This window comes from Sinorhizobium saheli, assembly GCF_001651875.1.
Taxonomy (GTDB): domain Bacteria; phylum Pseudomonadota; class Alphaproteobacteria; order Rhizobiales; family Rhizobiaceae; genus Sinorhizobium; species Sinorhizobium saheli.
Genome location: NZ_LNQB01000038.1, coordinates 1 through 22791, shown reverse-complemented (window position 1 = coordinate 22791; position 22791 = coordinate 1). Strand labels below are relative to the sequence as shown.

Sequence of the window (22791 nt, the reverse complement as noted above, 5' to 3'; positions counted from 1 at the left end):
GCAAATCAGTCCCTCTGTTGCAGCCGTAGGGAATCACGGCAAAAACCCAAAAGCCAGAGGGCTTTTTCAGCAGCCTGCTAGCGCCGCCGCCGGGGGCAGGTTCGGGAAGCCCGCGCATATTTTCCTTCCCGCTGCCCACAGAATTGCCTAAACCGGAATCGGTTTTGCGGCTAGAATCAGCAGCGATTCAAAGTGCTACGGCGACCTTTGCGCGTCTGATAAGACGCGCGGCGCTGTAGTCGCGAGGTGCAGGGAGGATAGCGCGGCTGAAATGCTGGTGCTTGCCATCGACACATCCGGAAGCGGTTGCGCCGCCGCGGTCTATGACGGCGCGGCGGGCGAGGTCCTGGGGCGCGCAGGCGCCGACATCGGGCGTGGCCATGCCGAGCGCCTGATGGAATTCGTCGACGAGGCGCTGATCGCCGCCGACAGGCAGCTTGACGAGATCGACCGCATCGCGGTGACCATAGGTCCCGGTTCGTTCACCGGCATACGCGTCGGCGTTGCCGCCGCGCGTGGCCTGGCGCTGGCGCTCGGCAAGCCGGCGGTCGGCGTCACGACGCTTCAGGTCATTGCCGAAGGCGCGAGGGCGAGAGAGCCCGGCCGGCCGGTGCTTGCGGTCATCGACGCGAAGAGGGGCGAGGTCTATGCCCAGCCCTTCGATGCGTCGGGCCTGGCGCAAAAGGAGCCGGAAATCCTCTCCGCGGACGAGGCGCGCCAGCGCTTTTCCGGCTTTTCCGGCGCCGTCTGCGGCTCCGGTGCCCCTTTCGTCACCGCCGATCCGGCGAGCGGCGAGCCGGACGAGATCGACATCGCCGTGGTCGGCCGCCTCGGTGCCGGCGCCGATCCGGCCGTCGCAAGGCCGAAACCGCTCTACCTGCGCGGACCGGACGCCAAGCCCCAGGCCGGTTTCGCCGTCACGCGCGCCTGACGACGCCTGCTGTTGCTTTGAGTATTTCGAACGCCCAAGAATCGACCCGAAATGAGTTTCACCGACTACTTCACCCGCCGCACCGAATTCGACATCTTTCCGCTGGAGGAAGCCGATCTCGGCGCGGCCGCGGCGCTCCATGGCCAGCGTTTTGCCGCCTCCTGGAGCGACGGCGAAATCCACGCGCTGCTGACGCAGGAGACGGTGTTCGGCTTCGTCGCGCGCCAGACGAACGGCATGTTCCGTCCGGCTTTCGGCGGTTTCGTGCTCTCGCGGGCAGCAGCCGGCGAGGCCGAAATACTGACGATCGGCGTCGACCCGCGCTTCGCGCGCTCCGGCCTCGGCTGGCGGCTGATGCAGGCGGCCATGCGTGAGGCGCTCGTCAAGGGGGCCGAGACGCTCTTCCTTGAAGTCGACGAGAGCAACGAGGCGGCGATCGGCCTCTACAGGAAGCTCGGTTTTTTCAAGGTCGGCGAGCGCAAGGCCTATTATCAGGCGCGCCCCGGCGAGCGCAGCACCGCGCTTGTCATGCGGCTTGATCTTCGCTAAAGCATTTTGCAGTCAGGTGAAATCATCTGACGTCGCACAAATGCGGCAAAAACAAGCAGATAGAGCGGTGGCGCGAACGCATGCGAGCGCATCCCGCTCCAAGCGCGCCGCATTCAAACGAATTCACGTGACGCGCTTCAGGACCTTTTTCTGTGCATGTCGTTGTCGCAAAACCGCTGCACATTTTCGGGCGACATGCATTGGCCCGTCGCTGCGCTTAAAGATGCGGCGGCGGAGCGACGAATGAGCCGGAAAGGTGCCTGCGGATGATCAACTGGGTGCGGGTCGCGCTCTGCGGCATGCTGCTTGTCCTGGTCTCGCTGGCGCTGATGCCGATCCAGATCGTCTGCCTCTGGCTGGATTTGAAGCCGCGGCGCTGGCTGCCGCGATACTGGCACCGCGTCGCATGCCTGCTGCTCGGCCTGCATGTTCGCGTCCACGGCGAGCTCGATCGCCGCCGTCCCCTGCTCTTGAGCGCCAATCACGTCTCCTGGAAGGACATAATGGTGCTTTCGTCCGTGGCCGATGTCGTCTTCGTCGCCAAGTCGGACGTCAAGTCCTGGCCGATATTCGGGCTTCTCGCCCGCCTGCAGGCCTCGATCTTCGTGGAGCGCGAGCAGAAGCGCAGCGCCGGTCATCAGGTCAGCGAAATCGGACGGCGCCTTGCCGACGGCGAAATTGTCGTGCTCTTCCCGGAAGGAACGACATCCGACGGCAACCGGCTGCTCGACATCAAGACGTCGCTTTTCGGTGCCGCCGCCTCGGCCGTCCCGCAGTCGCCGACCGGCATGGTGCACGTCCAGCCGCTTGCGATCTCCTATACCGGCATCCACGGCATGCCGATGGGCCGCTATCACCGGCCGATCGCCGCCTGGCCGGGCGACATCGGGCTGCTGCCGCATCTCATCGGCGTCCTGAGGGAAGGCGCCCTGGAGGTGGACGTCGATTTCGGCGAGGCGGTGGACTATGACCGCCGCTCGAACCGAAAGGACGTGAGCCGCCTGGTCGAGCAGCGGATCCGCCGGATGCTGTCGGACCGGCTGCGGGGACGGGCAGGACGGGGCGGCGAACGCGAGATCACGCCGGCTTTCGTTCCGCAGGAGCGGTCGCAACGTTCCTGAACCGCCCTTTGCCGGGATGACCTTGGGATCGGGGCAGGCGCCGCCGCGGCGCGGCCGGTCCCGAAAATGCTTCAACTTTCGGCCGCTTTGCACTAAAGAACCGGCATGACCCAGGAAACCGCCCTTCTGCCGACCTCGCCCGTGGCGAGCGACGAACGCATCCCGGCGCGCAAGGTCTTCGTCAAGACCTATGGCTGCCAGATGAACGTCTATGATTCCGACCGCATGTCGGATGCGCTGTCGCGCGACGGCTATGTCGCGACCGACGTCCTGGAGGAAGCCGATTTCGTCCTGCTCAACACCTGTCATATCCGCGAGAAGGCGGCCGAGAAGGTCTATTCAGAACTTGGCCGCCTGCGCGAACTGAAAAAGGAGAAGGCGCGCGCGGGCCGCGAGATGCTGATCGGCGTCGCCGGCTGCGTCGCCCAGGCCGAAGGCGACGAAATCCTCCGCCGCGCGCCGTCGGTCGACCTGGTCATCGGCCCGCAGACCTATCATCGTCTTCCCGAGGCGCTGAAGCGGGCGCGGACCGGCGAGCGCATCGTCGAGACGGAATATGCGATCGAGGACAAGTTCGAGCATCTGCCCGCGCCCGACAGGGCGAAGACCCGCGCCCGCGGTGTCACCGCCTTCCTGACCGTGCAGGAAGGATGCGACAAGTTCTGCACCTTCTGCGTCGTCCCCTATACGCGAGGCGCCGAGGTCTCCCGCCCGGTGGCGCAGATCGTCGCCGAGGCGGAGAAGCTCGTCGAAGCCGGCGTGCGCGAGATCACCTTGCTCGGGCAGAACGTCAATGCCTGGCACGGAACCGGTGCCGACGGACGCGAATGGGGGCTTGGCGACCTTTTGAGGCGCCTCGGCGAGATCGACGGGCTGGCGCGCCTGCGCTACACCACCAGCCACCCGCGCGACATGGACGACAGCCTGATCGAGGCGCACCGGTCGATGGAGAAGCTGATGCCCTACCTGCACCTGCCGGTGCAGTCCGGCTCGGATCGCATCCTGAAGGCGATGAACCGGCGCCATACGGTGGCCGAATATCTGGCCCTGATCGCGCGCATCCGCGCGGCGCAGCCGGACCTCGCGCTCTCCGGCGATTTCATCGTCGGCTTCCCCGGCGAGACCGAGGAGGATTTCGAGGACACGCTTCGCCTCGTCGAAGAAGTGAACTATGCACAGGCTTTTTCGTTTAAGTATTCGACGCGTCCCGGCACGCCGGGCGCCGAGCTTGGCGATCAGGTTCCCGAGGACGTGAAGGCCAAGCGCCTGGAAAGATTGCAGTCTTTGCTGGTCAAGCAGCAGCGAGGTTTCGCCGAGGCCTGCGTCGGGCGCGAGATCGACGTGCTTCTGGAGAAGCCGGGGCGGCTCGCCGGCCAGCTCGTCGGACGATCGCCGTGGCTGCAGCCCGTGAATGTTGATGCAAAGTCATCGCAAATCGGTGACATTATCAGAGTACGAATCACCAAGGCCGGCTCGAACAGCCTGTTTGCCGAGGTGGTTTGAGCACCGAGAGCGAGGAGCCTGACCGCTTGAACGGACACGAATTGATTTCTTCCTCACCACGCCAGTCGAAGACATCAGCGACAGACGCCAATCACTTCGTGCTCACTTTCGAGAACAACCGTTTTGCGAGCGAGCTTTTCGGGCAGTTCGACCAGAATCTCAAATTGCTGGAGGAGCGCCTGCACATCGAGGCGAGGCCGCGCGGCAATTCCGTCGCGATCTCCGGTGATGTCGTCGCGACCAATCAGGCCCGCCGTGCTCTCGACTATCTCTATGGAAGATTGCAGAGTGGTGCCACGATCGATACGTCCGATGTCGAGGGTGCGATCCGCATGGCGGTCGCTGCCGACGATCAGTTGCAGTTGCCGACGATGGAACGCAAAGCCAAGCTGACGATGGCGCAGATTTCGACGCGCAAGAAGACCATCGCTGCGCGCACGCCGATGCAGGACGCCTATATCCGTGCCATGGAGCGGGCGGAGCTCGTTTTCGGCATCGGCCCGGCCGGTACCGGCAAGACCTACCTCGCCGTCGCCCATGCCGCCCAGCTTCTGGAGCGCGGCGTCGTCGACCGTATCATCCTGTCGCGGCCCGCGGTCGAGGCGGGCGAGCGTCTCGGCTTCCTGCCCGGTGACATGAAGGAGAAGGTCGATCCCTATCTCCGGCCGCTCTACGACGCGCTCTACGACATGATGCCGGGCGACAAGGTCGAGCGGGCGATAACCGCCGGCGTCATCGAGATTGCGCCGCTTGCCTTCATGCGCGGCCGCACGCTCGCCAATGCCGCCGTCATCCTCGACGAGGCGCAGAACACCACATCGATGCAGATGAAGATGTTCCTGACCCGCCTTGGCGAGAACGGCCGGATGATCGTCACCGGCGATCCGAGCCAGGTCGACCTGCCGCGCGGCGTGAAGTCCGGCCTCGTCGAGGCGCTGCAGATCCTCAAGGGCGTGGAGGGCGTCTCGGTGATCCGCTTCAAGGACGCCGACGTCGTCCGCCACCCGCTGGTGGCGCGGATCGTCAGGGCCTATGAGAGCCACACGGCGGTCCATGACGAGAGCGAGCAGAGCGATCGCTGAGGCGTCGCGGGCGATCATGGCGGCTTTGGACATCCAGATCAGCGTCGAGGAAGGCGATTGGCCGCCGGAGGAGGAGCTTCAGGCCCTTTCCGGGCGCGTTCTCGACGCTGCCGCCGATTTCCTCGTGAAGGAGGAGGGGCAGCCCTTTCCGGGCGAGCCGCCGGAACTGTCGCTGGTCTTCACCGACGATCAGTCGATCAGGGCGATCAATGCGGAGTGGCGCGGGCAGGACAAACCGACCAACGTGCTCTCCTTCCCGGCCTTCCCGATCACGCCGGGCAGGATGCCGGGGCCGATGCTCGGCGATATCGTCGTGGCCCATGAGACGCTGAAGCGCGAGGCGGCAGAGCTCGAAAAGCCCTTCGAGGCGCATCTGACGCATCTTCTCGTCCATGGATTCCTGCATCTTTTCGGTTATGATCATATCGAAGACGACGAGGCGGAAAGAATGGAAGGGCTGGAGACTCGCATTTTGGCGCGTCTTGGCCTATCTGATCCCTACGGGGACAGAACCCCGGATTGACAGTTTGGAACGATGAGCGATTTCAGGACACAGCCGGCCGCGGTCGCGACCGAGGAGGCCGATGCCTCCGGCGACACCGAAGCGGGCAGTAGTAGCATCACCGCCCGACACGAGGGCAACAAATCCACTTCCTCATTCTGGAGCCGTGCCGCGCGCCTGCTGCGCGGGGTGAGCCCCTCCAGCCTGCGCGAGGATCTCGCCGACGCGCTGCTGACCGATGCCGACAGCAATGCGGAATTCTCGCCCGAGGAGCGGGCGATGCTCAACAACATCCTCCGCTTCCGCGAGGTCCGCGTCGAGGATGTGATGGTGCCGCGCGCCGACATCGAGGCGGTGGATCAGAGCATCACCATCGGCGAACTCATGGTGCTGTTCGAGGAATCGGGGCGTTCCCGCATGCCGGTCTATAACGAGGGTCTCGACGACCCGCGCGGCATGGTGCATATCCGCGACCTCCTCGCCTACGTGACCAAGCAGGCGCGCAACCGCCGCCGCAACGGCCGGTCACATTCCGCGACGACGAACGGCGACAAGGCCGAGAAGCCGCCGCGCCAGCCGAAGCCGGGCTTCGACCTGTCGCGCGTCGAGCTCGACAAGACCGTCGAGGAGGCCGGGATCATTCGCCAGCTCCTGTTCGTGCCGCCGTCGATGCTCGCCTCGGACCTGATGCAGCGCATGCAGGCCGCGCGCATCCAGATGGCGCTCGTCATCGACGAATATGGCGGCACCGACGGTCTGGTATCGCTCGAGGATATCGTCGAGATGGTGGTCGGCGACATCGAGGACGAGCACGACGACGAGGAAGTGATGTTCGCCCGCACCTCGGACGACGTCTTCATCGCCGACGCCCGTGTGGAACTCGAGGAGATCGCCAAGGCGATCGGTCCCGACTTCGACGTGCGCGAGCAGCTTGAGGATGTCGACACGCTCGGCGGTCTCGTCTTCGCATCGCTCGGCCGAATTCCGGTCCGCGGCGAGGTGGTTCAGGCCATACCCGGCTTCGAATTCCAGATTCTGGACGCCGATCCGCGCCGCGTCAAACGCGTGCGGATCATGCGCAAGCGTCCGCCGGCGCGCCGGCGCCCGCCGAAGCTCGAGAAGGAGACGCCGCCGGATACGTTCGTTGCGCCCGGCGGCAGCACGCGGGACGACGTTCGGCTGCCGCCCTCGATGGAATAGCCCCGCCGTCTTCGGCGGCGGCTGGATATTCACCGATCCGAAGCGCATCGCATGAACCGTCTTCATGCGGCCCCTGATGCATGTCCAGAATCGTGGGAGTGGCTCTGAGCCAAGGGCATGCATGAAACAAAAGACCTAAATTAGGGACAAGCAGCCGCGTTTTTGGAAGACTGCCACCGACTGATTCGGTTGTTCTTCCCGCGCGAGGTTGAGCCTACGACCTGCGCCGAATGGAGGCTGCATGGAGAGACTGGCAGGCAGAATTATGCTCCTTTCCGGAGCGTCCCGGGCATTCGTCGGTTTCCTGGCCGGCCTGTTGGCCGTGCTCACCCAGCCGCCCTTCGGCATTTTCGCCGCGGCCTTCGTTTCCTTCCCGATGCTGGTCTGGCTGATCGACGGGGTGGCGACGCATCCGGACGATGGCCTGTTGAAGCGCCTTCGGCCGGCCGCATTGATCGGCTGGTCCTTTGGCTTCGGCTATTTCCTCGGCGGGCTCTGGTGGCTCGGCAATGCCATGCTGGTCGAGGCGGACGCCTTCGCCTGGGCTCTGCCCCTGGCCGTGGTCGGCCTGCCGGCGCTTCTCGCCTTCTTCTATGCGCTGGCTGTCGTCATCGCCCGCTGCCTCTGGTCCGACGGTCTCGGCCGGATCGCGGCGCTGGCGCTCGGCTTCGGGCTTGCGGAGTGGCTGCGCGCTTTCCTCTTCACCGGTTTTCCCTGGAATGCCGTCGGCTATGCGGCGATGCCGATGCCGCTGATGATGCAGTCGGCGAGCGTCGTCAATCTGGCGACGATCAACATGCTGGCAGTCTTCGTCTTTGCCTCGCCGGCCCTCCTCTGGACGGGCAGGGGCGCGCGCGTCGGCCTTGCGATCGCCGTCGCGCTCTTCGGCGGACATATCGCCTTCGGCTTCTACCGGCTGGCTGAGCCGGCACCGCAGCCGCAGGGCAAGGCGACGACGGTCCGCCTCGTGCAGCCGGTGATCGATCAGGCCAAGAAGCTCGATGATCGCGAGCGCGCGGCGATCTTCGAGGAGCACATCGCGCTCACCACGGCGCCGGCGGAGAACGGCGGCAAGCGGCCGGACATCGTCGTATGGCCGGAAACGTCGATCCCCTTCGTTCTGACCGACAATCCCGACGCCCTGGCGCGCATCGCCGATGTGCTCGAGGAGGGGCAAATCCTCATCGCCGGCGCCGTCAGGGCCGAGGATGCGGGCGCGGGCCTGCCGCGCTATTACAATTCGATCTACGTCATCGACGACCGCGGACAGATCGTCGGCGCGGCCGACAAGGTGCACCTGGTGCCCTTCGGCGAATATCTGCCGTTCGAGGACCTGCTTTCCTCATGGGGGTTGAGTTCGATCGCGGCCTCGATGCCGGGCGGCTTCTCCGCGGCGAAGACCCGCCCGCTCTTGACCCTGCCGGGCGGCCGGACGGTCTATCCGCTGATCTGCTACGAAGCGATCTTCCCCGATGAGGTCGACCGCAATGCACCGCTCGCCGATGCGCTGCTCAACGTCACCAACGACGCCTGGTTCGGCGACACGCCCGGGCCGCGCCAGCATTTCCATCAGGCGCAGCTTCGCGCCGTGGAGACGGGCACGCCGATGATCCGCGCCGCCAACACCGGTATATCAGCAATTGTTGATGCACGCGGGGTTTTAGTGGTAGGATTGGGATACAATTACAAGGGAGTTACAGACACAATTCTGCCGGGAAAAATGCCTACGCTGACCGATCCTGCCATGCGCGCTAGAATCTTCTGGCTGGTGGCGGCTGCTCTCCTTTTGGTTGCAATAATCTCACGCATTGGTTTTAATTCTAGGAAGAATTGACGAAAAACCCCTAAAATTGCATAGTGGTATTCGCCGTCAACCTTCACCTGCCGTCTGGCGTTTCAACCGTCGGCAGGGTTGCCGTTCATCTTGATGGACAACGATAGGTTGTTGGTTAGCGCAACAGCGAGCTTAGGAAGGCGAATATGATTGAAAATAAGAAGAAGCCGAACCCGATCGACATTCATGTCGGTAGCAGGATTCGCCTTCGCAGGACGATGCTCGGCATGAGCCAGGAGAAGCTCGGCGAAAGTCTGGGTATCACGTTCCAGCAGATCCAGAAGTACGAAAAGGGCACGAACCGGGTCGGCGCCAGCCGGTTGCAGAACATCGCCCAGATTCTCAACGTGCCGGTGTCGTTCTTCTTCGAGGACGCTCCGGGCGAGGGCGGTGCGGGCGGCATGGCCGAGTCGGCAAGCTCCAACTACGTGGTCGATTTCCTGTCGTCCTCGGAGGGACTGCAGCTCAACCGGGCCTTCGTCAAGATCGGCGATCCCAAGGTCCGGCGCAAGCTCGTGGATCTCGTGAAGGCACTGGCGGCAGAGGCGGAGAGCGAATAGCGGGGGGTTCTCCCGGCTCGAAAAAAGCGGCCTCGGGCCGCTTTTTTCGTATGGGCCGGCGGCGAGGCGGGAAAGCGCTCCCAAGTCCCTCTACAGCGCCGCGCGTGTCAGACGCGCGAAGGTCATTGCAGCACTTTGAATCGCTGCATGTCTTTGTCCTTGAATCGAGGTGGCTTTTAAGGAGACACGCATTAGAGCCGGATGCGCTCACATGCGTTCGCGCCACCGCTCTATCTGCTTCTGCTCTGGGCGAAAATCATTTCGCGAGACCGGCAATTTCGCGAAAGCGCGTGTGGCGACGATGACGATATAAAGATATATTTATGTCGTTGTGTGCTTGTTTTTCGACGGCAAAACCACTACACGTTCCGCACCGCTTTTTCATTGAGGGGACTTCCCGCATGCGCGCAAACTACCTGTTCACAAGTGAATCCGTCGCCGAAGGCCATCCGGACAAGGTGTGTGACCGTATTTCCGACGAAATCGTCGATCTGGTCTACCGCGAAGCCGCGAAGTCCGGCGTCGACCCATGGGGCGTGCGCATCGCCTGTGAAACGCTGGCGACGACCAATCGCGTCGTCATCGCCGGCGAGGTCCGCCTGCCGCCGAGCCTTCTGAAGAAGGACAAGAACGGCAACGACGTCATCAACCCGTCGAAGTTCAAGTCGGCCGCTCGCAAGGCCATCCGCGACATCGGCTACGAGCAGGACGGCTTCCACTGGAAGACGGCGAAGATCGACGTGCTCCTGCACTTCCAATCCGCCCATATCGCGCAGGGCGTGGACAATGCCGCCGACAAGCAGGGCGAGGAAGGTGCCGGCGACCAGGGCATCATGTTCGGCTATGCCTGCCGCGAGACCGCCGAACTCATGCCGGCGCCCATCTATTATTCGCACCGCATCCTCAACCTGCTTGCCGCCGCCCGCAAGAAGGGCGAGGGCGAAGTCGCCAAGCTCGGCCCCGACGCCAAGAGCCAGGTGACCGTGCGCTACGTCGACGGCAAGCCGGCCGAGGTCACCTCGATCGTCCTTTCGACCCAGCATCTCGACGAGACCTGGGATTCCGCCAAGGTTCGCTCCGTCGTCGAGCCCTATATCCGCGAAGCGCTGGCCGACCTGAAGATCGCCGACGACTGCACCTGGTACATCAACCCGACCGGAAAGTTCGTCATCGGCGGACCGGACGGCGATGCGGGCCTCACCGGCCGCAAGATCATCGTCGACACCTATGGCGGTGCCGCGCCGCACGGCGGCGGTGCCTTCTCGGGCAAGGACACGACCAAGGTCGACCGCTCGGCCGCCTATGCCGCGCGCTATCTGGCGAAGAACGTGGTTGCCGCCGGCCTTGCCGAGCGCTGCACGATCCAGCTCTCCTACGCGATCGGCGTCGCCCAGCCGCTGTCGATCTATGTCGACCTGCATGGCACCGGCAAGGTTTCGGAAGACCAGGTCGAGAAGGCGATCCGCAAGACCATGGACCTCTCGCCGACCGGCATCCGCCGCCACCTCGACCTCAACAAGCCGATCTATGCGAAGACCTCCGCCTATGGCCATTTCGGCCGCAAGGCCGGTCGCGACGGCTCCTTCTCCTGGGAGAAGCTCGACCTCGTCAAGCCGCTCAAGGAGGCGATCGAGGGCGATGTCGCGGCCGTCAACGGCAGGGCCGCGAGCCGCGCAGCGTAAGTCTTGCATTTGCAAGGGGCCGCCGTTGATGCTGTCGCAGCGGCCTGTTGTCAGCACTGCAATAATCAGGGCGGGCGCTCCGGCGAGGAGCGTCCGCCTCGTTCATTGTGATTTTCCGTCGGTTGGACGCGGAGTCATGGTGAGCACGCAGTGCTTGGAGCGGGATGCGCTCACACGCGTTCGCGCCGCCGCTCTATCTTTTTGTTTTTTGCCGCATTCGTGCGACGTCAGGTGATTCCACCTGACTGCAAAATGCCCTAAAAACCTGTTTTTACGCAGGTCGTCGTCCCAAAGCCGCTGCACACCTTTGGGCGACATGCAGTAGGAAGGACGACATGAGCGAACCGCGCCGCGCCAGGGCAACGGAGGCCTTCTTCGGCCGCCGCAAAGGCAAGCCCCTCAGGGACCGCCAGGCGGCGCATCTCGAGCATTTGCTGCCCGTTCTGAAGCTTGACCTGGCCGAGCCCGCGCCGCGGGATCTGGCGTCGCTGTTCCCCGGTCCGGTCGATCGAATTCGCCTGGAGATCGGCTTCGGCGGCGGCGAACATCTCGTCCATCGGGCCGCCGAGAACCCGTCCACCGGCTTCATCGGCGTGGAGCCCTTCATCAATTCCATGGCGAAGCTGCTCGGGCAGATCGAGGCGCGGGAAATTCAGAATATCCGCCTTTACGACGACGACGCGACGCAGGTGCTCGACTGGCTGCCGGCGGCGTCCATCGACCAGATCGACCTGCTCTATCCCGATCCCTGGCCGAAGCGGAAGCACTGGAAGAGGCGCTTCGTCTCCAAGGCCAACCTCGATCGCTTCGCCCGCATCCTGAAGCCCGGCGGCCTCTTGTGCTTCGCCTCCGACATCGACAGCTACGTCAACTGGACGCTGATCCATTGCCGCGATCACGCGGCCTTCGAATGGACGGCGGAAAGGCCGGCCGACTGGCTGACGCCTTTCGCCGGCTGGCCGAGCACGCGCTACGAGGCGAAGGCCCGCCGTGAGGGCCGCAGCTCGGCCTATCTCACCTTCCGGCGCGCTTAATGCGTGTCGCCCAAGGTGCGCAGCGGTTTTGGGATAACGACATGCATGAAAACAAAGACATAAAGCACGTTGCGTGAATACATTTGAACGCGACGCGCTTTAGGATGTATGAGGTTTGCCCCTCACCCTAACCCTCTCCCCGCACGCGGGGAGAGGGGATTTGGAGGGAGGTGCTGCCGCGAGTCCCCTTCGCCCCGCTTGCGGGGAGAAGGTGGCCGGCAGGCCGGATGAGGGGCCAAAATCAGGTGGAGCGCAGCCAGCCGCTCAATGCAGGCTGACGGTGCGCAGGTCGTCCTCGGCCGCCTTGAAGAAGGTGCTGGAGCGGTTGTCCGTCAAAAGGATCGGCGTGCCGTCGGCGCCGAACAGGGCCCATAGGTCGATCCCGGGATCCATCTCGGGCGCTTCCGGAAAGCAGCGGGAGACCTCGTCCGAACGCATCTTGCGGATATAGCCGACTTCGCCTGCGCCGAGATGCGCAAGGTCGCTCTTCGACAGCGATGTGTTGATGGTTTTCAGTCCCATGGTAATGCTCCGTGGTCGCCGGCTACAAGGAAAAATCCCGCCGGTTATCCTATTCTGGGACCGAAATGTTAATTTTCTTTACCATGCGGACCGGCTCGGGCCGCACGAGATCGACGGAGAGGAGACCGTTGCGCAATTCCGCGCCGAGAACCTGCATCCCGTCGGCAAGCACGAAGGTGCGCTGAAACTGCCGGGCGGCAATACCGCGATGGAGATAGTCCCGCTCGCCGGTCTCGACCTGGCGGCCGCGAATGACGAGCTGGTTTTCCTCCGTCGTGACGTCGAGGTCCTCCTCGGAGAAGCCGGCGACGGCGAGCGTTATCCTGAGGCGTTCCGGCGCGCCGGCGGAGGCGTCGCCGCGAATGCGCTCGATATTGTAGGGTGGATAACCGTCATTGCCCTTGGCAATGCGCTCGAGGGTCTTTTCCATACTGTCGAAACCCACGAGAAGCGGGCTCGTAAAAGGCGTTATTCTGCTCATTCCCCAAAGCCCTTGCAGCTCAAGCGACCATCCTGCCGGACCTGCCATGCAGCATCCTGGCAAGCAATATGGTAGCTGTGTGCAACGAGTGCAAGCGGCTTGCCTCGGGCGGCAACGCAAATCATAGTCGCTGCTCGGAATTTCCGGTGCGTCGAGCGGGAAGAACTGCGTGGCCTCCGCTCGCCTGCCCGCCCTGACTTTTTGGCATCGATCACGTTCGCGATATTGGGCCGATTTCACCCGGGATGATCGTGATCTCAGGCAGGAGACGACAGTGTCAAGCGCGAGAAAGATCATCATCGACACCGATCCCGGACAGGACGATGCGGCGGCAATCATGCTTGCCTTCGGCAGCCCGGAGGAGATCGAGGTGCTCGGGATCACCACCGTTGCCGGCAATGTTCCGCTGACACTGACGGCGCGCAACGCCCGCATCGTCTGCGAGCTTTGCAACAGGACGGATATCAGGGTCTTCGCCGGCGCCGAGCGGCCGGTCGCCCGCCCGCTCGTCACGGCCGAGCATGTCCACGGCAAGACGGGGCTCGACGGCCCGGAACTGGACGAGCCGACGATGCCGCTCCAGGAGCAGCATGCGGTCGACTTCATCGTCGACACCTTGAGCGCGGCGGCGCCGGGCACGGTGACCCTCTGCACCCTCGGTCCCCTGACCAATATCGCGCTGGCCCTGACGAAGGCGCCGGAAATCGCACCGCGGGTGCGCGAACTGGTGATGATGGGCGGCGGCTTCTTCGAGGGCGGCAACATCACGCCGGCGGCGGAATTCAACATCTATGTCGATCCCGAAGCCGCCGAGATCGTCTTCCGCTCCGGCATTCCGATCGTGATGATGCCGCTCGACGTCACCCATCGCGTCCTGACCCGCAAGGTCCGCGTCGACAAGATTCGCGCCATCGGCCATCCGGCGGCGGTGGCGCTGGCCGAAATGCTGGAGTTTTTCGAGCGCTTCGACATCGAGAAATACGGCACCGACGGTGGCCCGCTGCACGATCCGACCGTGATCGCCTACCTGCTGCGACCGGAGCTCTTCACCGGCCGCGATTGCAATGTCGAGATCGAAACCACCTCTCCCCTGACCACCGGGATGACGGTGGTCGACTGGTGGCAGGTGACCGGCCGCAACCACAATGCCAAGGTCATGCGCCACATCGACGACGAGGGCTTCTTCGAACTGCTGACGGAGCGCCTCGCGCGGATTTAGGTTCGTTCTCGAACCTCGAAGAGACCCTCGCGAACCCTCGCCAAAGGCAAGACCCCTCCCCAACCCCTCCCCACAAGGGGGAGGGGCTTCGGCGGCCGCTTCAACCGCCTGCCATCAGCCCGCCGAGACGGTGAAACTGAGCGGAGACGGTGCGTCAGGTTAAGTCCCTCCCGCTCGTGGAGAGGGGTTGGGGAGGGCCGGGACATGGGAGGGTCTTACCGTTGGGGATGGGCCTCACCGAAAATGAAAACGGCGCCGCATCGGGCGCCGTTTTCTTGTCTCGCTTGCTTCGGATCAGAACTCTTCCCACTGGTCCTCAGCGAGGGCATTGGCGCCGGAGGTCTTCGCCAGCACGCGCTGCGTCGAGGTGGAGTAGGCGCTGTTGCCCGCGGCCGCCGGCGCCGTGCGGGCCTGGGCCGCGGCCGCTGGGCGCGGCGCGGGTTTTTCCGCGGCGCGCATGCGCTCGGCGGTGCCGCGCAGCGTCTCGGCGGAGGACGGGGCCGGAGCCTGCTGGGCGACGCGGAAGCGCGCGACCAGCGTGCTCAGCGCCCGCGCCTCGTCGTTCAGCGCCATGCTTGCCGCCGTCGTTTCCTCGACCATGGCGGCGTTCTGCTGCGTCACCTGGTCCATCTGGTTGACGGCCGAGTTGATCTCCTTGAGGCCGACCGCCTGCTCCGAGGCGGAGCTGGAGATCTGGCGGATGAGGCCGTTGATCTCGACCACCTGCGCGGCGATCTTCTGCAGCGCGCCACCGGTCCTGCCGACGAGGTCGACGCCTTCGCGCACCTGGCCGGCGGAGGTGTTGATCAGCGTCTTGATCTCCTTGGCGGCGTTCGCGGACCGCTGCGCGAGCTCGCGGACCTCCTGTGCGACGACCGCGAAGCCCTTGCCCGCCTCGCCGGCGCGGGCCGCCTCGACGCCGGCATTGAGCGCGAGCAGGTTGGTCTGGAAGGCGATCTCGTCGATGACGCCGATGATGCGGCTGACCTCATGCGAAGACTGTTCGATGCCCTGCATGGCGGCGATCGCCTGCTGCACGACCTCGCCGGACTGTTCGGCATCGCCGCTCGCGAGCTCGACCGATTTCGCGGCGATCTTGGCGTTTTCGGCACTGGCGTGCACCTGCGAGGTCAGCTCGTCGAGGGCGGCGGCGGTCTCCTCGAGGCTGGCGGCCTGCTGTTCCGTCCGCTGGGAGAGGTCGTTGGCGGCGCTCGAAATCTCGCCGGTGCCGCTGCCGATGTTGACGACGGAGTGGTTGACGGTGCGGATCGTCTCCTCGAGGCTCTCCATCGTTGCGTTGAAGTCGCGCTTGAGCTGCGCGTATTCGCCGGGGAAGTCATCGTTGATCCGGAAGGCGAGGTCGCCGGCGGCGAGATGCGACAGGCCCTTGCCGAGGCGTGCGACGATGTCGCGCTGAAGCGCGCCGGTCTCGGCCCGCTCGTTTTCCGAACGGGTGCGTTCGAGCTCCGCCCGCTCGCGTTCGTGGCGCGCTTCGCTCTCGAGCCGCCTGTTGTCGGCGAGCTGGTGACGGAAGCCCTCGAGCGCCTTGGCCACGGCACCGGTTTCGTCGGCGCGCTCCTGGCCGGTGATCGGTCGCGAGAATTCGCCGTTGCTGAGCGTCTCGACGTCGCTGACGAGACCGGCGAGCGGCTTCTGGACGAAGCGGCGGACCGCGAAATAGAGACCGGCAAGCACGGCGCCGAGCACCATGAGACCGCCGATGACCATCATGTAGGTCTGGTCGCGGACCGGTGCGTTGATGACCGTGCGCGGCACGTCCACGAGCACGACCCAGGTCGCATTCACGTTCGGCAGCTTGAACGGATAGACGACACGGTCGAAGGGTTCATTGCCGTCATAGGTGAGATTCTTGATCATGCTCGCGGCGCCGGACGACAGCGCGTTCTTCACGATGTCGCTTCCTTCGCCCTCATAGTCCTTCATGAGCAGCTCCGGGATCGGCGCGGCGAGCCACTTGCCGCTCTGCGAAAGCAGGTAGACACGACCCGAGCCGAAGGGCTTGAGCGTGCCGAGCCGGTCGGCAAGCGAGGCGAGCGAGATGTCGGCACCCGAGACGCCGATCATCTTGCCGTTCGACAGCACGGGATAGGCAATCGACGTCATCGTCGTCGGAACGTCGGTTCCCTCGGCGAGGTAGGGCTGGGTGATCGCGCCCTTGCCGCTTTTGGCGGCGAGCGCATACCATTCGGCCGCATAGTCGGCCTTGAAGGTGGAGAGCTGCGCCTTGCCCTCGCGGTTTTTAGACCAATAGGGCGTGAAGGCGCCCTCGGCATTGCCGCCGAGTTCCGTGTTGTTGACGACATCCTTGCCGTCAAAGGCCTTCGGCTCCTCGGCGAACCAGCTTCCGAAGGCGAAGTCGTGCTGGTCGAGGTTCGCTTTCAGGAGGTTTATGGCGCCTGCCCGATCGATCGACTGCCCGTCATGGCCGCGGCCAAGGACGCCGGACATGGTGCGCGCGGCGGCGGCAAGCTCGCCGACGCTTCCGGCGATGTCGGAAGCGATCGCGCGGGCTTCGGTCCGGGCGCCCTCGAACACCAGGGTCTCGACGCGGTCCTGCGTCTGCGAGATGAGAACGAAATTCGACGCAAGCAGCACGAGGGCGATCGTGCCGCCCGTCACCGCTATTAGCTTGGTCGCCAGCGATTTGGCCTGGAACTTGAACATGAAATCCTCACGCACTGAAGGGTCCGCAGGTCTGCGGCCTGCGGCGTGACATTCCGAACTGTGGGGTGAAGCTCCATCATGGAGCGCATGATGCCGACCGGCATGAAGGAGGCGGCCCGACGCGACCGGCCTTCTCGCAATCTGGATAGACGATCAAAGATTAAAATACGGAGAATATTTAAGGCAATTCGCGGCTATTCGGGGACATAATGCGCGGCAAGCATTCCGGCCGCGACAATGGCTATCCGAATTGCGCATCTGGCCCCAAACCATCCGAGAGCGCATCGTCACCTGATGTACTCCACAGGCCGCGACAGAAGCCGATTTGCTGCTTCGGCGGTGGTAGCACGGCGACGCTCCCCTCCATCCCTCATTTCTCGTGCCTGGCACAGGAATGGGGCAGCATCCGCCACATACTCTAAAGGCGGTCGGCGACCTCGGCGGCGAGCGGTATGGACGGCTGCGCTCCCGGCCTGAGGCAGGCGAGCGATCCGGCGACCGCGGCGCGGCGCAATGCCTCCGGGAAGGCGAGGCCGGCGTCGAGGCTTGCGGCAAGGTAGCCGCAGAACGTGTCTCCCGCGCCGACGGTGTCGACGGGCTCGATCCTCAGCCCCTTGGCACGGTGGACGTCACCCTCGTGGACGGCGACGACGCCCTCGGCACCCAGCGTCACGATCACCGTTTGCCCCGTCTCGGCGTGAAGCTCTCTCATCGCAGCCTCCCGCTCCTGGTCGCCGATGCCGCTCTTGCCCGCCAGCAGTTCGAACTCGGTCTCGTTGGCGATGACGATATCGGCCATGCGGCCGAGGCGGGCGGCATTCTCGGTCAGAGGCGCGATGTTGATGATCGAGCGGATGCCGCGGCTTCTGGCTTCCGTCAGCGCCTTTTCGACCGAGGCGGGCGGGATTTCGAGCTGCAGCATCAGCGTGTCGCCGGGTGCCATCCCGGCGACTGCCAAAACCGCGTCGTCCGTGCTCACCGTGGCATTGGCGCTGGCAACGACGACGATGACGTTTTCGCCGTCGCCGCCGACGATGATATGCGCCGTGCCGGTCGGTTCGCCGACGGTCTTGACGAGGCCGAGATCGGCGCCGGCCTCCCTGAGCAGGGCGAGCGCGCCCTCGGCGAAGCTGTCGGACCCGGCGGCGCCGGCCATCCGCACCGTCGCGCCGGCGCGGCGGGCTGCGAGCGCCTGGTTCGCTCCCTTGCCGCCGGCCGCGGTCGAAAAACCTGTTCCGGCGACCGTCTCGCCGGGCTTTGGAAGGCGGGCGGTCGTGGCGATCAGGTCCATGTTGATGGACCCAAAGACAGTGATCATCTTGGAAAAGTCCCGTGGGGTTGCTTCATTGTGTGCATGTCGTGCCCGCGGGCCGCATGCATTCGCCGGAGAGTGCCCGACCGGGTCAGTCCTCGTCAACCACCCTCAGCTTTAGCTGCCCGATGCGGTTGTCCAGGGGCCGCTCGCCTTTTTCGCCTTGCCTCGGCGCGCCCTCGGCCTCCAGTTCGAGTGCCTCGATCTTGGCGCCGCGGCGCGTCAGCTTGTCCGACGAGATGAGAATATCCTCGACGTCCTTCTGGGTCATGGCGAAATGGCCCTGGAGCTTGCGCACGCGCTCGTCGAGCCGCGTGAGGTCCTCCATCAGCCGCATGACTTCGCCCTGGATGAGGTGCGCCTGCTCGCGCATGCGGGCGTCCTTCAGGATCGCCTGGATCACCTGGATCGACAAAAGCAGGAGCGACGGCGAGACGATGACGATGCGCTGGCGATGCGCCTTCTGCACGATCGCCTCGAAGTGCTCGTGGATTTCGGCGAAGATCGATTCGGAGGGAACGAAGAGGAAGGCCGTATCCTGCGTCTCGCCCGGCAGCAGGTATTTGCCGGCGATATCGCGGATATGCACCTCCATGTCGCGACGGAAGGCCTGCGCCGCCTGCTGCCGCTCTCCGGGGTTCGCCGCGTCGCGCATGGCGTTCCAGGCTTCGAGCGGAAACTTCGCGTCGATGACGAGCGGCGGCTGCCCATTCGGCATGCGGATCGTGCAATCCGGTCGCGCGCCGTTGGAGAGCGTCGCCTGGAAGGCGAAGGCCCCCATCGGCAGCCCGTCCGCGACGATCGCCTCCATGCGCGACTGGCCGAAGGCGCCGCGCGTCTGCTTGTTGGCAAGGATGTTCTGCAGCCCGGCCATGTCCTTGGCGAGCGACTGGATGTTGCTCTGGGCGCTGTCGATGACCGCGAGCCGCTCCTGCAGCCGCCTCAGATTTTCGTCCGTCGCCTTCGTCTGCTCGCTGATCGAGGCGCCGATCCGGTGCGTCATGCCGTCGATGCGCTGGCTGATCGACTGGTTGAGCTCCGCCTGGCGCGCGCCGAAGACCTCGGCCATGGCGGCGATGCGGCCCTGCATTTCCGTTTGCGCCGCGATGAGCGTCGCGATCTGCTCGTCGCGTTCGCCGGCACCAACCGCGCGGGCGCGCCGTGCAACGACGATCGCAAAGAAAGCCAGCAGGGCGGCGGCAATGCTGACCATGTGCCCAGCCGCTACGGGATAGGTGCCGATCAGGAACAACGGCTGGTCGAAGGAAAATGTACTTGGCTCCATGGTTGCAGCCTAAACAGATTCGGGCCCGAAAACCAGATCAAAACAGGAACAGATTCGTTGGCCCCCGTTGGCGGCGAGCCTCGGCGCTTTGCTATTGATTTTTGCGATGGCCGCCGGGCTTATTCAGGAGGAGCGGGAATCAGGCGGTTCGCGGCGATACCACTTCCGTGCGGCCAGGGTCGAAGCTCAAGAGCCTCATGCTGGGAGTCTGTTCTGTGCCGACGATGAAGGTCCTCGCCATCTCCGGCAGCGCCCGAAGCGATTCCACCAATACGGCGATGTTGCAGGCCATCCGGCAGGTGGCGGCTCCCCGGTTCGACATACGCGTCTTCGACCAGATCGGTGCGCTGCCCGTGTTCTCGCCGGATCTCGAAGGGGAAAATACGCCTCGGATCATTCGCGATTTCATGAAGGCTGTCGACGAGAGTGACGGGCTGATCGTCTCGAGCCCGGAATATGTGAGGACGCTTCCCGGCGGTCTGAAGAACGCCGTCGATTGGCTGGTATCCGCGGAGGTGATCATCAACAAACCGGTTGCGCTGGCACATGCCTCGCATAGGGGCGACGACATGCTGGCGACGCTTCGCATTGTCATGGCCACGGTTACGTCGAACTTCAACAGCGAGATTTTCCTGCGTTTTCCGCTGATGAAGAAATCACCGGAGGCAATCCGGGAGATTGTCTGGGCGCCTGTGAATAGAAGCCGCGTCGACGCCTTCCTCGAGGAATTTTTCGAGTTTTGCCGATCGGTTCGCGCTGGCGCCTCCGGCTCATGGTGACGCGAAGGGCTTCGACCGCCTCCGATCGGCAATTTTCTTGCGCCCGAAGGAAAAGATCGGCTATGGGAGCAGCATGACGATCAAGCCGCTTATCATCCTTCCCGACCCGGTGCTGCGCCAGGTGTCGACGCCGATTGAGACCATCGACGACGACGTTCGCCGGCTTGCCGACGATATGCTCGAAACCATGTATGACGCCCCCGGCATCGGCCTTGCGGCGATCCAGATCGGCGTGCCGAGGCGCCTGCTGGTGCTCGACGTCACCAAGGAGGGCGAGGAGAAGAAGCCGCTCGTCTTCATCAACCCGAAGATCGTCCGCTCCTCCGACGACCGCTCGGTCTATGAGGAAGGCTGCCTGTCGATCCCGGACTACTATGCCGAGGTCCAGCGGCCGGCGGGCATCACGGTCGAGTATCTCGACCGCGACGGCAAGGAGCAGTCGATCGAGGCCGACGGCCTGCTTGCCACCTGCCTGCAGCACGAGATCGACCATTTGAACGGCGTCCTGTTCATCGACCATATCTCCAAGCTCAAGCGCGACATGGTGATCCGCAAGTTCACCAAGGCGGCCAAGGTGCGCGGCGCCAAGGCGATCTGATACGGGGCCTTGTGAGCCGCGCTGCGGAGCCGCGCCGGAAACCGCGCAATTCAAGAAGGTTCATCGCCTTGCCGCTTCGCATCATCTTCATGGGCACACCGGAATTCTCCGTGCCGACGCTCCTGGCGCTGGCCGAGGACGGCCACGAGATCGCCGCCGTCTACACGCAGCCGCCGCGCCCCGGCGGGCGGCGCGGCCTCGATCTTCAGAAGTCGCCGGTGCATCAGGCCGCCGAGCGTCTCGGCGTTCCGGTGTTGACGCCGGTCAACTTCAGGCAGGCGGCCGACCGGCAGGCCTTTCGCGATTTTGAGGCGGACGTGGCGGTCGTCGTCGCCTATGGCCTGCTCCTGCCTGAGGAGATTCTCTCGGGCACGCGCTACGGCTGCTACAACGGCCATGCCTCGCTGCTGCCGCGCTGGCGGGGGGCGGCGCCGATCCAGCGGGCGATCATGGCCGGCGACCGTGAAACCGGCATGATGGTGATGAAGATGGACAAGGGGCTCGACACCGGCCCCGTCGCACTCACGCGGGCCGTACCGATCGGCGAGACGATGACGGCCGGCGAACTGCACGACAGCCTCATGCATGTCGGCGCCGCGCTGATGAGCGAGGCGATGGAAAGGCTCGAGGCGGGCGAGCTGCCCCTGACCCCGCAGTCCGACGAGGGCGTCGCCTATGCCGCCAAGATCTCCAAGGAGGAGACGCGGATCGACTTCTCGCGACCGGCGGGCGACGTGCACAATCACATTCGCGGCCTGTCGCCCTTTCCGGGCGCCTGGTTCGAGCTCGCGATCGCTGGCCGGGCCGAGCGGATCAAGGTGCTGGGTTCGCAGAAGGTTGAGGGGACGGGCGCGCCCGGGACGGTATTGGACGACGCGCTGACGATCGCCTGCGGCGAGGGCGCGGTGCGGCCGACGCGCCTGCAGCGGGCGGGCGGCAAGGCTCTTCCCACGGCGGACTTCCTGCGCGGCACGCCGATTGCCGCCGGGACGAGGATCGCCTGATGCCGCGCTACCGCCTGATCGTCGAATATGACGGCTCCGGCTATGTCGGCTGGCAGCGGCAGGAGAACGGTCCCTCCGTGCAAGGGGCGATCGAGAAGGCGGTCCTGTCCTTGACCGGCGAGACGGTCTCGATCCGCGGCGCCGGACGCACCGATTCCGGCGTGCATGCGATGGGCCAGGTGGCGCATGTGGATCTTGCGCGCGAATGGTCGGACCATACGCTGCGCAACGCGCTGAACGCCCATCTGACGCTTGCCGGCGAGCGGGTCTCGATCCTGGAGGCCGCGGCGGCGCCGGCGGATTTCGACGCGCGCTTTTCCGCCGTGCGGCGCCATTATCTCTATCGCATCATTTCCCGCCGCTCACCCTTGGCGATCGAGGCGCGGCGCGCCTGGTGGGTTCCGAAGACGCTCGACCATGAGGCGATGCACGCGGCGGCGCAGCAGCTCGTCGGCCACCATGATTTCACCACCTTCCGCTCGGCCCATTGCCAGGCGACGAGCCCCTGGCGCACGCTCGACCGGCTGGACGTGACGCGCAGCGGCGAGCTGATCGAGATCCGCGCGACGGCGCAGAGCTTCCTGCACAATCAGATCCGGTCCTTTGCGGGTTCGTTGAAACTCGTCGGAGAGGGCAAGTGGACGCCGGCCGATCTCAGGGCGGCGCTCGAAGCGCGCGACCGCAAGGCCTGCGGCCCGGTCGCGCCGCCGGAAGGCCTCTATTTCATGCAGGTCGATTATTAAAGTCAGGTGGAATCACCTGACGTCGCACAAATGCGGCAAAAACAAACAGATAGAGCGGTGGCGCGAACGCATGTGAGCGCACCCGCTCTAGCAGGCTGCTGAAAAAGCCCTCTGGCTTTTGGGTTTTTGCCGTGATTCCCTACGGCTGCAACAGAGGGACTGATT

21 protein-coding genes are annotated in these 22791 nt (G+C 64.7%); 16 read left to right on the top strand and 5 right to left on the bottom strand.

Annotation, left to right across the window (positions count from 1 at the left end; all coding sequences use genetic code 11):
- Nucleotides 1-271: 271 nt before the first annotated feature.
- From tsaB to trmB, 11 genes are all read left to right on the top strand, one after another.
- Nucleotides 272-931, top strand: coding sequence for a tRNA (adenosine(37)-N6)-threonylcarbamoyltransferase complex dimerization subunit type 1 TsaB (tsaB, locus tag ATB98_RS01220; protein WP_066868079.1), 660 nt, complete (start codon nt 272-274; stop codon nt 929-931).
- A 51-nt stretch (nt 932-982) separates the two neighbouring features.
- The gene (locus ATB98_RS01215; protein WP_066868076.1) at nt 983-1480 is read left to right on the top strand and encodes a GNAT family N-acetyltransferase; all 498 of its coding nucleotides are present in this window, start codon (nt 983-985) and stop codon (nt 1478-1480) included.
- Nucleotides 1481-1746: 266 nt separating this feature from the next.
- Nucleotides 1747-2601, top strand: coding sequence for a lysophospholipid acyltransferase family protein (locus ATB98_RS01210; RefSeq protein ID WP_066868072.1), 855 nt, complete (start codon nt 1747-1749; stop codon nt 2599-2601).
- A 105-nt stretch (nt 2602-2706) separates the two neighbouring features.
- Nucleotides 2707-4104 carry a tRNA (N6-isopentenyl adenosine(37)-C2)-methylthiotransferase MiaB gene (gene miaB, locus ATB98_RS01205; protein WP_066868069.1) on the top strand — a complete coding sequence of 466 codons (1398 nt, stop codon included), beginning with the start codon at nt 2707-2709 and terminating at the stop codon, nt 4102-4104.
- Nucleotides 4105-4130: 26 nt separating this feature from the next.
- Nucleotides 4131-5186 (top strand): PhoH family protein, encoded by a 1056-nt coding sequence (locus ATB98_RS01200; RefSeq protein ID WP_066868085.1) that lies wholly within the window; start codon nt 4131-4133, stop codon nt 5184-5186.
- A gap of 16 nt (nt 5187-5202) precedes the next feature.
- Nucleotides 5203-5709 (top strand): rRNA maturation RNase YbeY, encoded by a 507-nt coding sequence (gene ybeY, locus ATB98_RS01195; protein ID WP_066868066.1) that lies wholly within the window; start codon nt 5203-5205, stop codon nt 5707-5709.
- Nucleotides 5710-5721: 12 nt separating this feature from the next.
- Complete coding sequence (locus ATB98_RS01190) at nt 5722-6888, top strand: hemolysin family protein (RefSeq protein WP_066868065.1); 1167 nt, start codon at nt 5722-5724, stop codon at nt 6886-6888.
- 241 nt (nt 6889-7129) lie between these two features.
- Nucleotides 7130-8722: an apolipoprotein N-acyltransferase gene (gene lnt, locus ATB98_RS01185; protein ID WP_066868062.1), complete on the top strand. Its 1593-nt coding sequence runs from the start codon at nt 7130-7132 to the stop codon at nt 8720-8722.
- Between the two features lie 146 nt (nt 8723-8868).
- The gene (locus ATB98_RS01180; protein ID WP_066868059.1) at nt 8869-9282 is read left to right on the top strand and encodes a helix-turn-helix domain-containing protein; all 414 of its coding nucleotides are present in this window, start codon (nt 8869-8871) and stop codon (nt 9280-9282) included.
- 401 nt (nt 9283-9683) lie between these two features.
- Nucleotides 9684-10964 (top strand): methionine adenosyltransferase, encoded by a 1281-nt coding sequence (gene metK, locus ATB98_RS01175; RefSeq protein WP_066868056.1) that lies wholly within the window; start codon nt 9684-9686, stop codon nt 10962-10964.
- A 335-nt stretch (nt 10965-11299) separates the two neighbouring features.
- Nucleotides 11300-11998 carry a tRNA (guanosine(46)-N7)-methyltransferase TrmB gene (trmB, locus tag ATB98_RS01170; protein WP_066868054.1) on the top strand — a complete coding sequence of 233 codons (699 nt, stop codon included), beginning with the start codon at nt 11300-11302 and terminating at the stop codon, nt 11996-11998.
- Nucleotides 11999-12262: 264 nt separating this feature from the next.
- Here the strand turns inward: trmB and ATB98_RS01165 are convergent, their stop codons facing one another.
- Together ATB98_RS01165 and ATB98_RS01160 are read right to left on the bottom strand one after the other, a co-directional pair.
- Nucleotides 12263-12520 carry a BQ00720 family protein gene (locus tag ATB98_RS01165; RefSeq protein ID WP_066868051.1) on the bottom strand — a complete coding sequence of 86 codons (258 nt, stop codon included), beginning with the start codon at nt 12518-12520 and terminating at the stop codon, nt 12263-12265.
- A gap of 49 nt (nt 12521-12569) precedes the next feature.
- On the bottom strand, nt 12570-13001 hold the full coding sequence (locus ATB98_RS01160) for an Hsp20 family protein (protein WP_066868048.1): 432 nt from the start codon (nt 12999-13001) through the stop codon (nt 12570-12572).
- Nucleotides 13002-13275: 274 nt separating this feature from the next.
- Here ATB98_RS01160 and ATB98_RS01155 point away from each other — a divergent pair, with 274 nt between their 5' ends.
- Nucleotides 13276-14220 carry a nucleoside hydrolase gene (locus tag ATB98_RS01155; RefSeq protein WP_066868045.1) on the top strand — a complete coding sequence of 315 codons (945 nt, stop codon included), beginning with the start codon at nt 13276-13278 and terminating at the stop codon, nt 14218-14220.
- A gap of 294 nt (nt 14221-14514) precedes the next feature.
- Here ATB98_RS01155 and ATB98_RS01150 read toward each other — a convergent pair whose 3' ends face one another.
- The 3 genes from ATB98_RS01150 to ATB98_RS01140 form a co-directional block, all read right to left on the bottom strand.
- A complete protein-coding gene (locus ATB98_RS01150; RefSeq protein ID WP_066868042.1) occupies nt 14515-16905 on the bottom strand; it encodes a methyl-accepting chemotaxis protein in 2391 nt (796 codons plus the stop codon).
- A 418-nt stretch (nt 16906-17323) separates the two neighbouring features.
- Nucleotides 17324-18223, bottom strand: a complete 900-nt coding sequence (locus ATB98_RS01145; RefSeq protein ID WP_066868039.1) for a ribokinase — start codon at nt 18221-18223, stop codon at nt 17324-17326.
- An 85-nt stretch (nt 18224-18308) separates the two neighbouring features.
- The gene (locus tag ATB98_RS01140) at nt 18309-19502 is read right to left on the bottom strand and encodes a DNA recombination protein RmuC (protein WP_066868036.1); all 1194 of its coding nucleotides are present in this window, start codon (nt 19500-19502) and stop codon (nt 18309-18311) included.
- A 224-nt stretch (nt 19503-19726) separates the two neighbouring features.
- Between ATB98_RS01140 and ATB98_RS01135 the strand changes: the two genes are divergently transcribed.
- The 4 genes from ATB98_RS01135 to truA all read left to right on the top strand — a co-directional run bounded on the left by ATB98_RS01135 (nt 19727) and on the right by truA (nt 22626).
- A complete protein-coding gene (locus tag ATB98_RS01135; RefSeq protein ID WP_066868033.1) occupies nt 19727-20281 on the top strand; it encodes an NADPH-dependent FMN reductase in 555 nt (184 codons plus the stop codon).
- 73 nt (nt 20282-20354) lie between these two features.
- On the top strand, nt 20355-20879 hold the full coding sequence (gene def, locus ATB98_RS01130) for a peptide deformylase (protein WP_066868083.1): 525 nt from the start codon (nt 20355-20357) through the stop codon (nt 20877-20879).
- Nucleotides 20880-20947: 68 nt separating this feature from the next.
- Entirely contained in the window at nt 20948-21883 is a 936-nt protein-coding gene (fmt, locus tag ATB98_RS01125; protein ID WP_066868030.1) for a methionyl-tRNA formyltransferase, read from the top strand.
- Entirely contained in the window at nt 21883-22626 is a 744-nt protein-coding gene (gene truA / locus ATB98_RS01120; protein ID WP_066868027.1) for a tRNA pseudouridine(38-40) synthase TruA, read from the top strand. Before fmt ends, truA begins: the two co-directional genes overlap by 1 nt.
- The last annotated feature ends 165 nt before the right edge of the window (nt 22627-22791 follow it).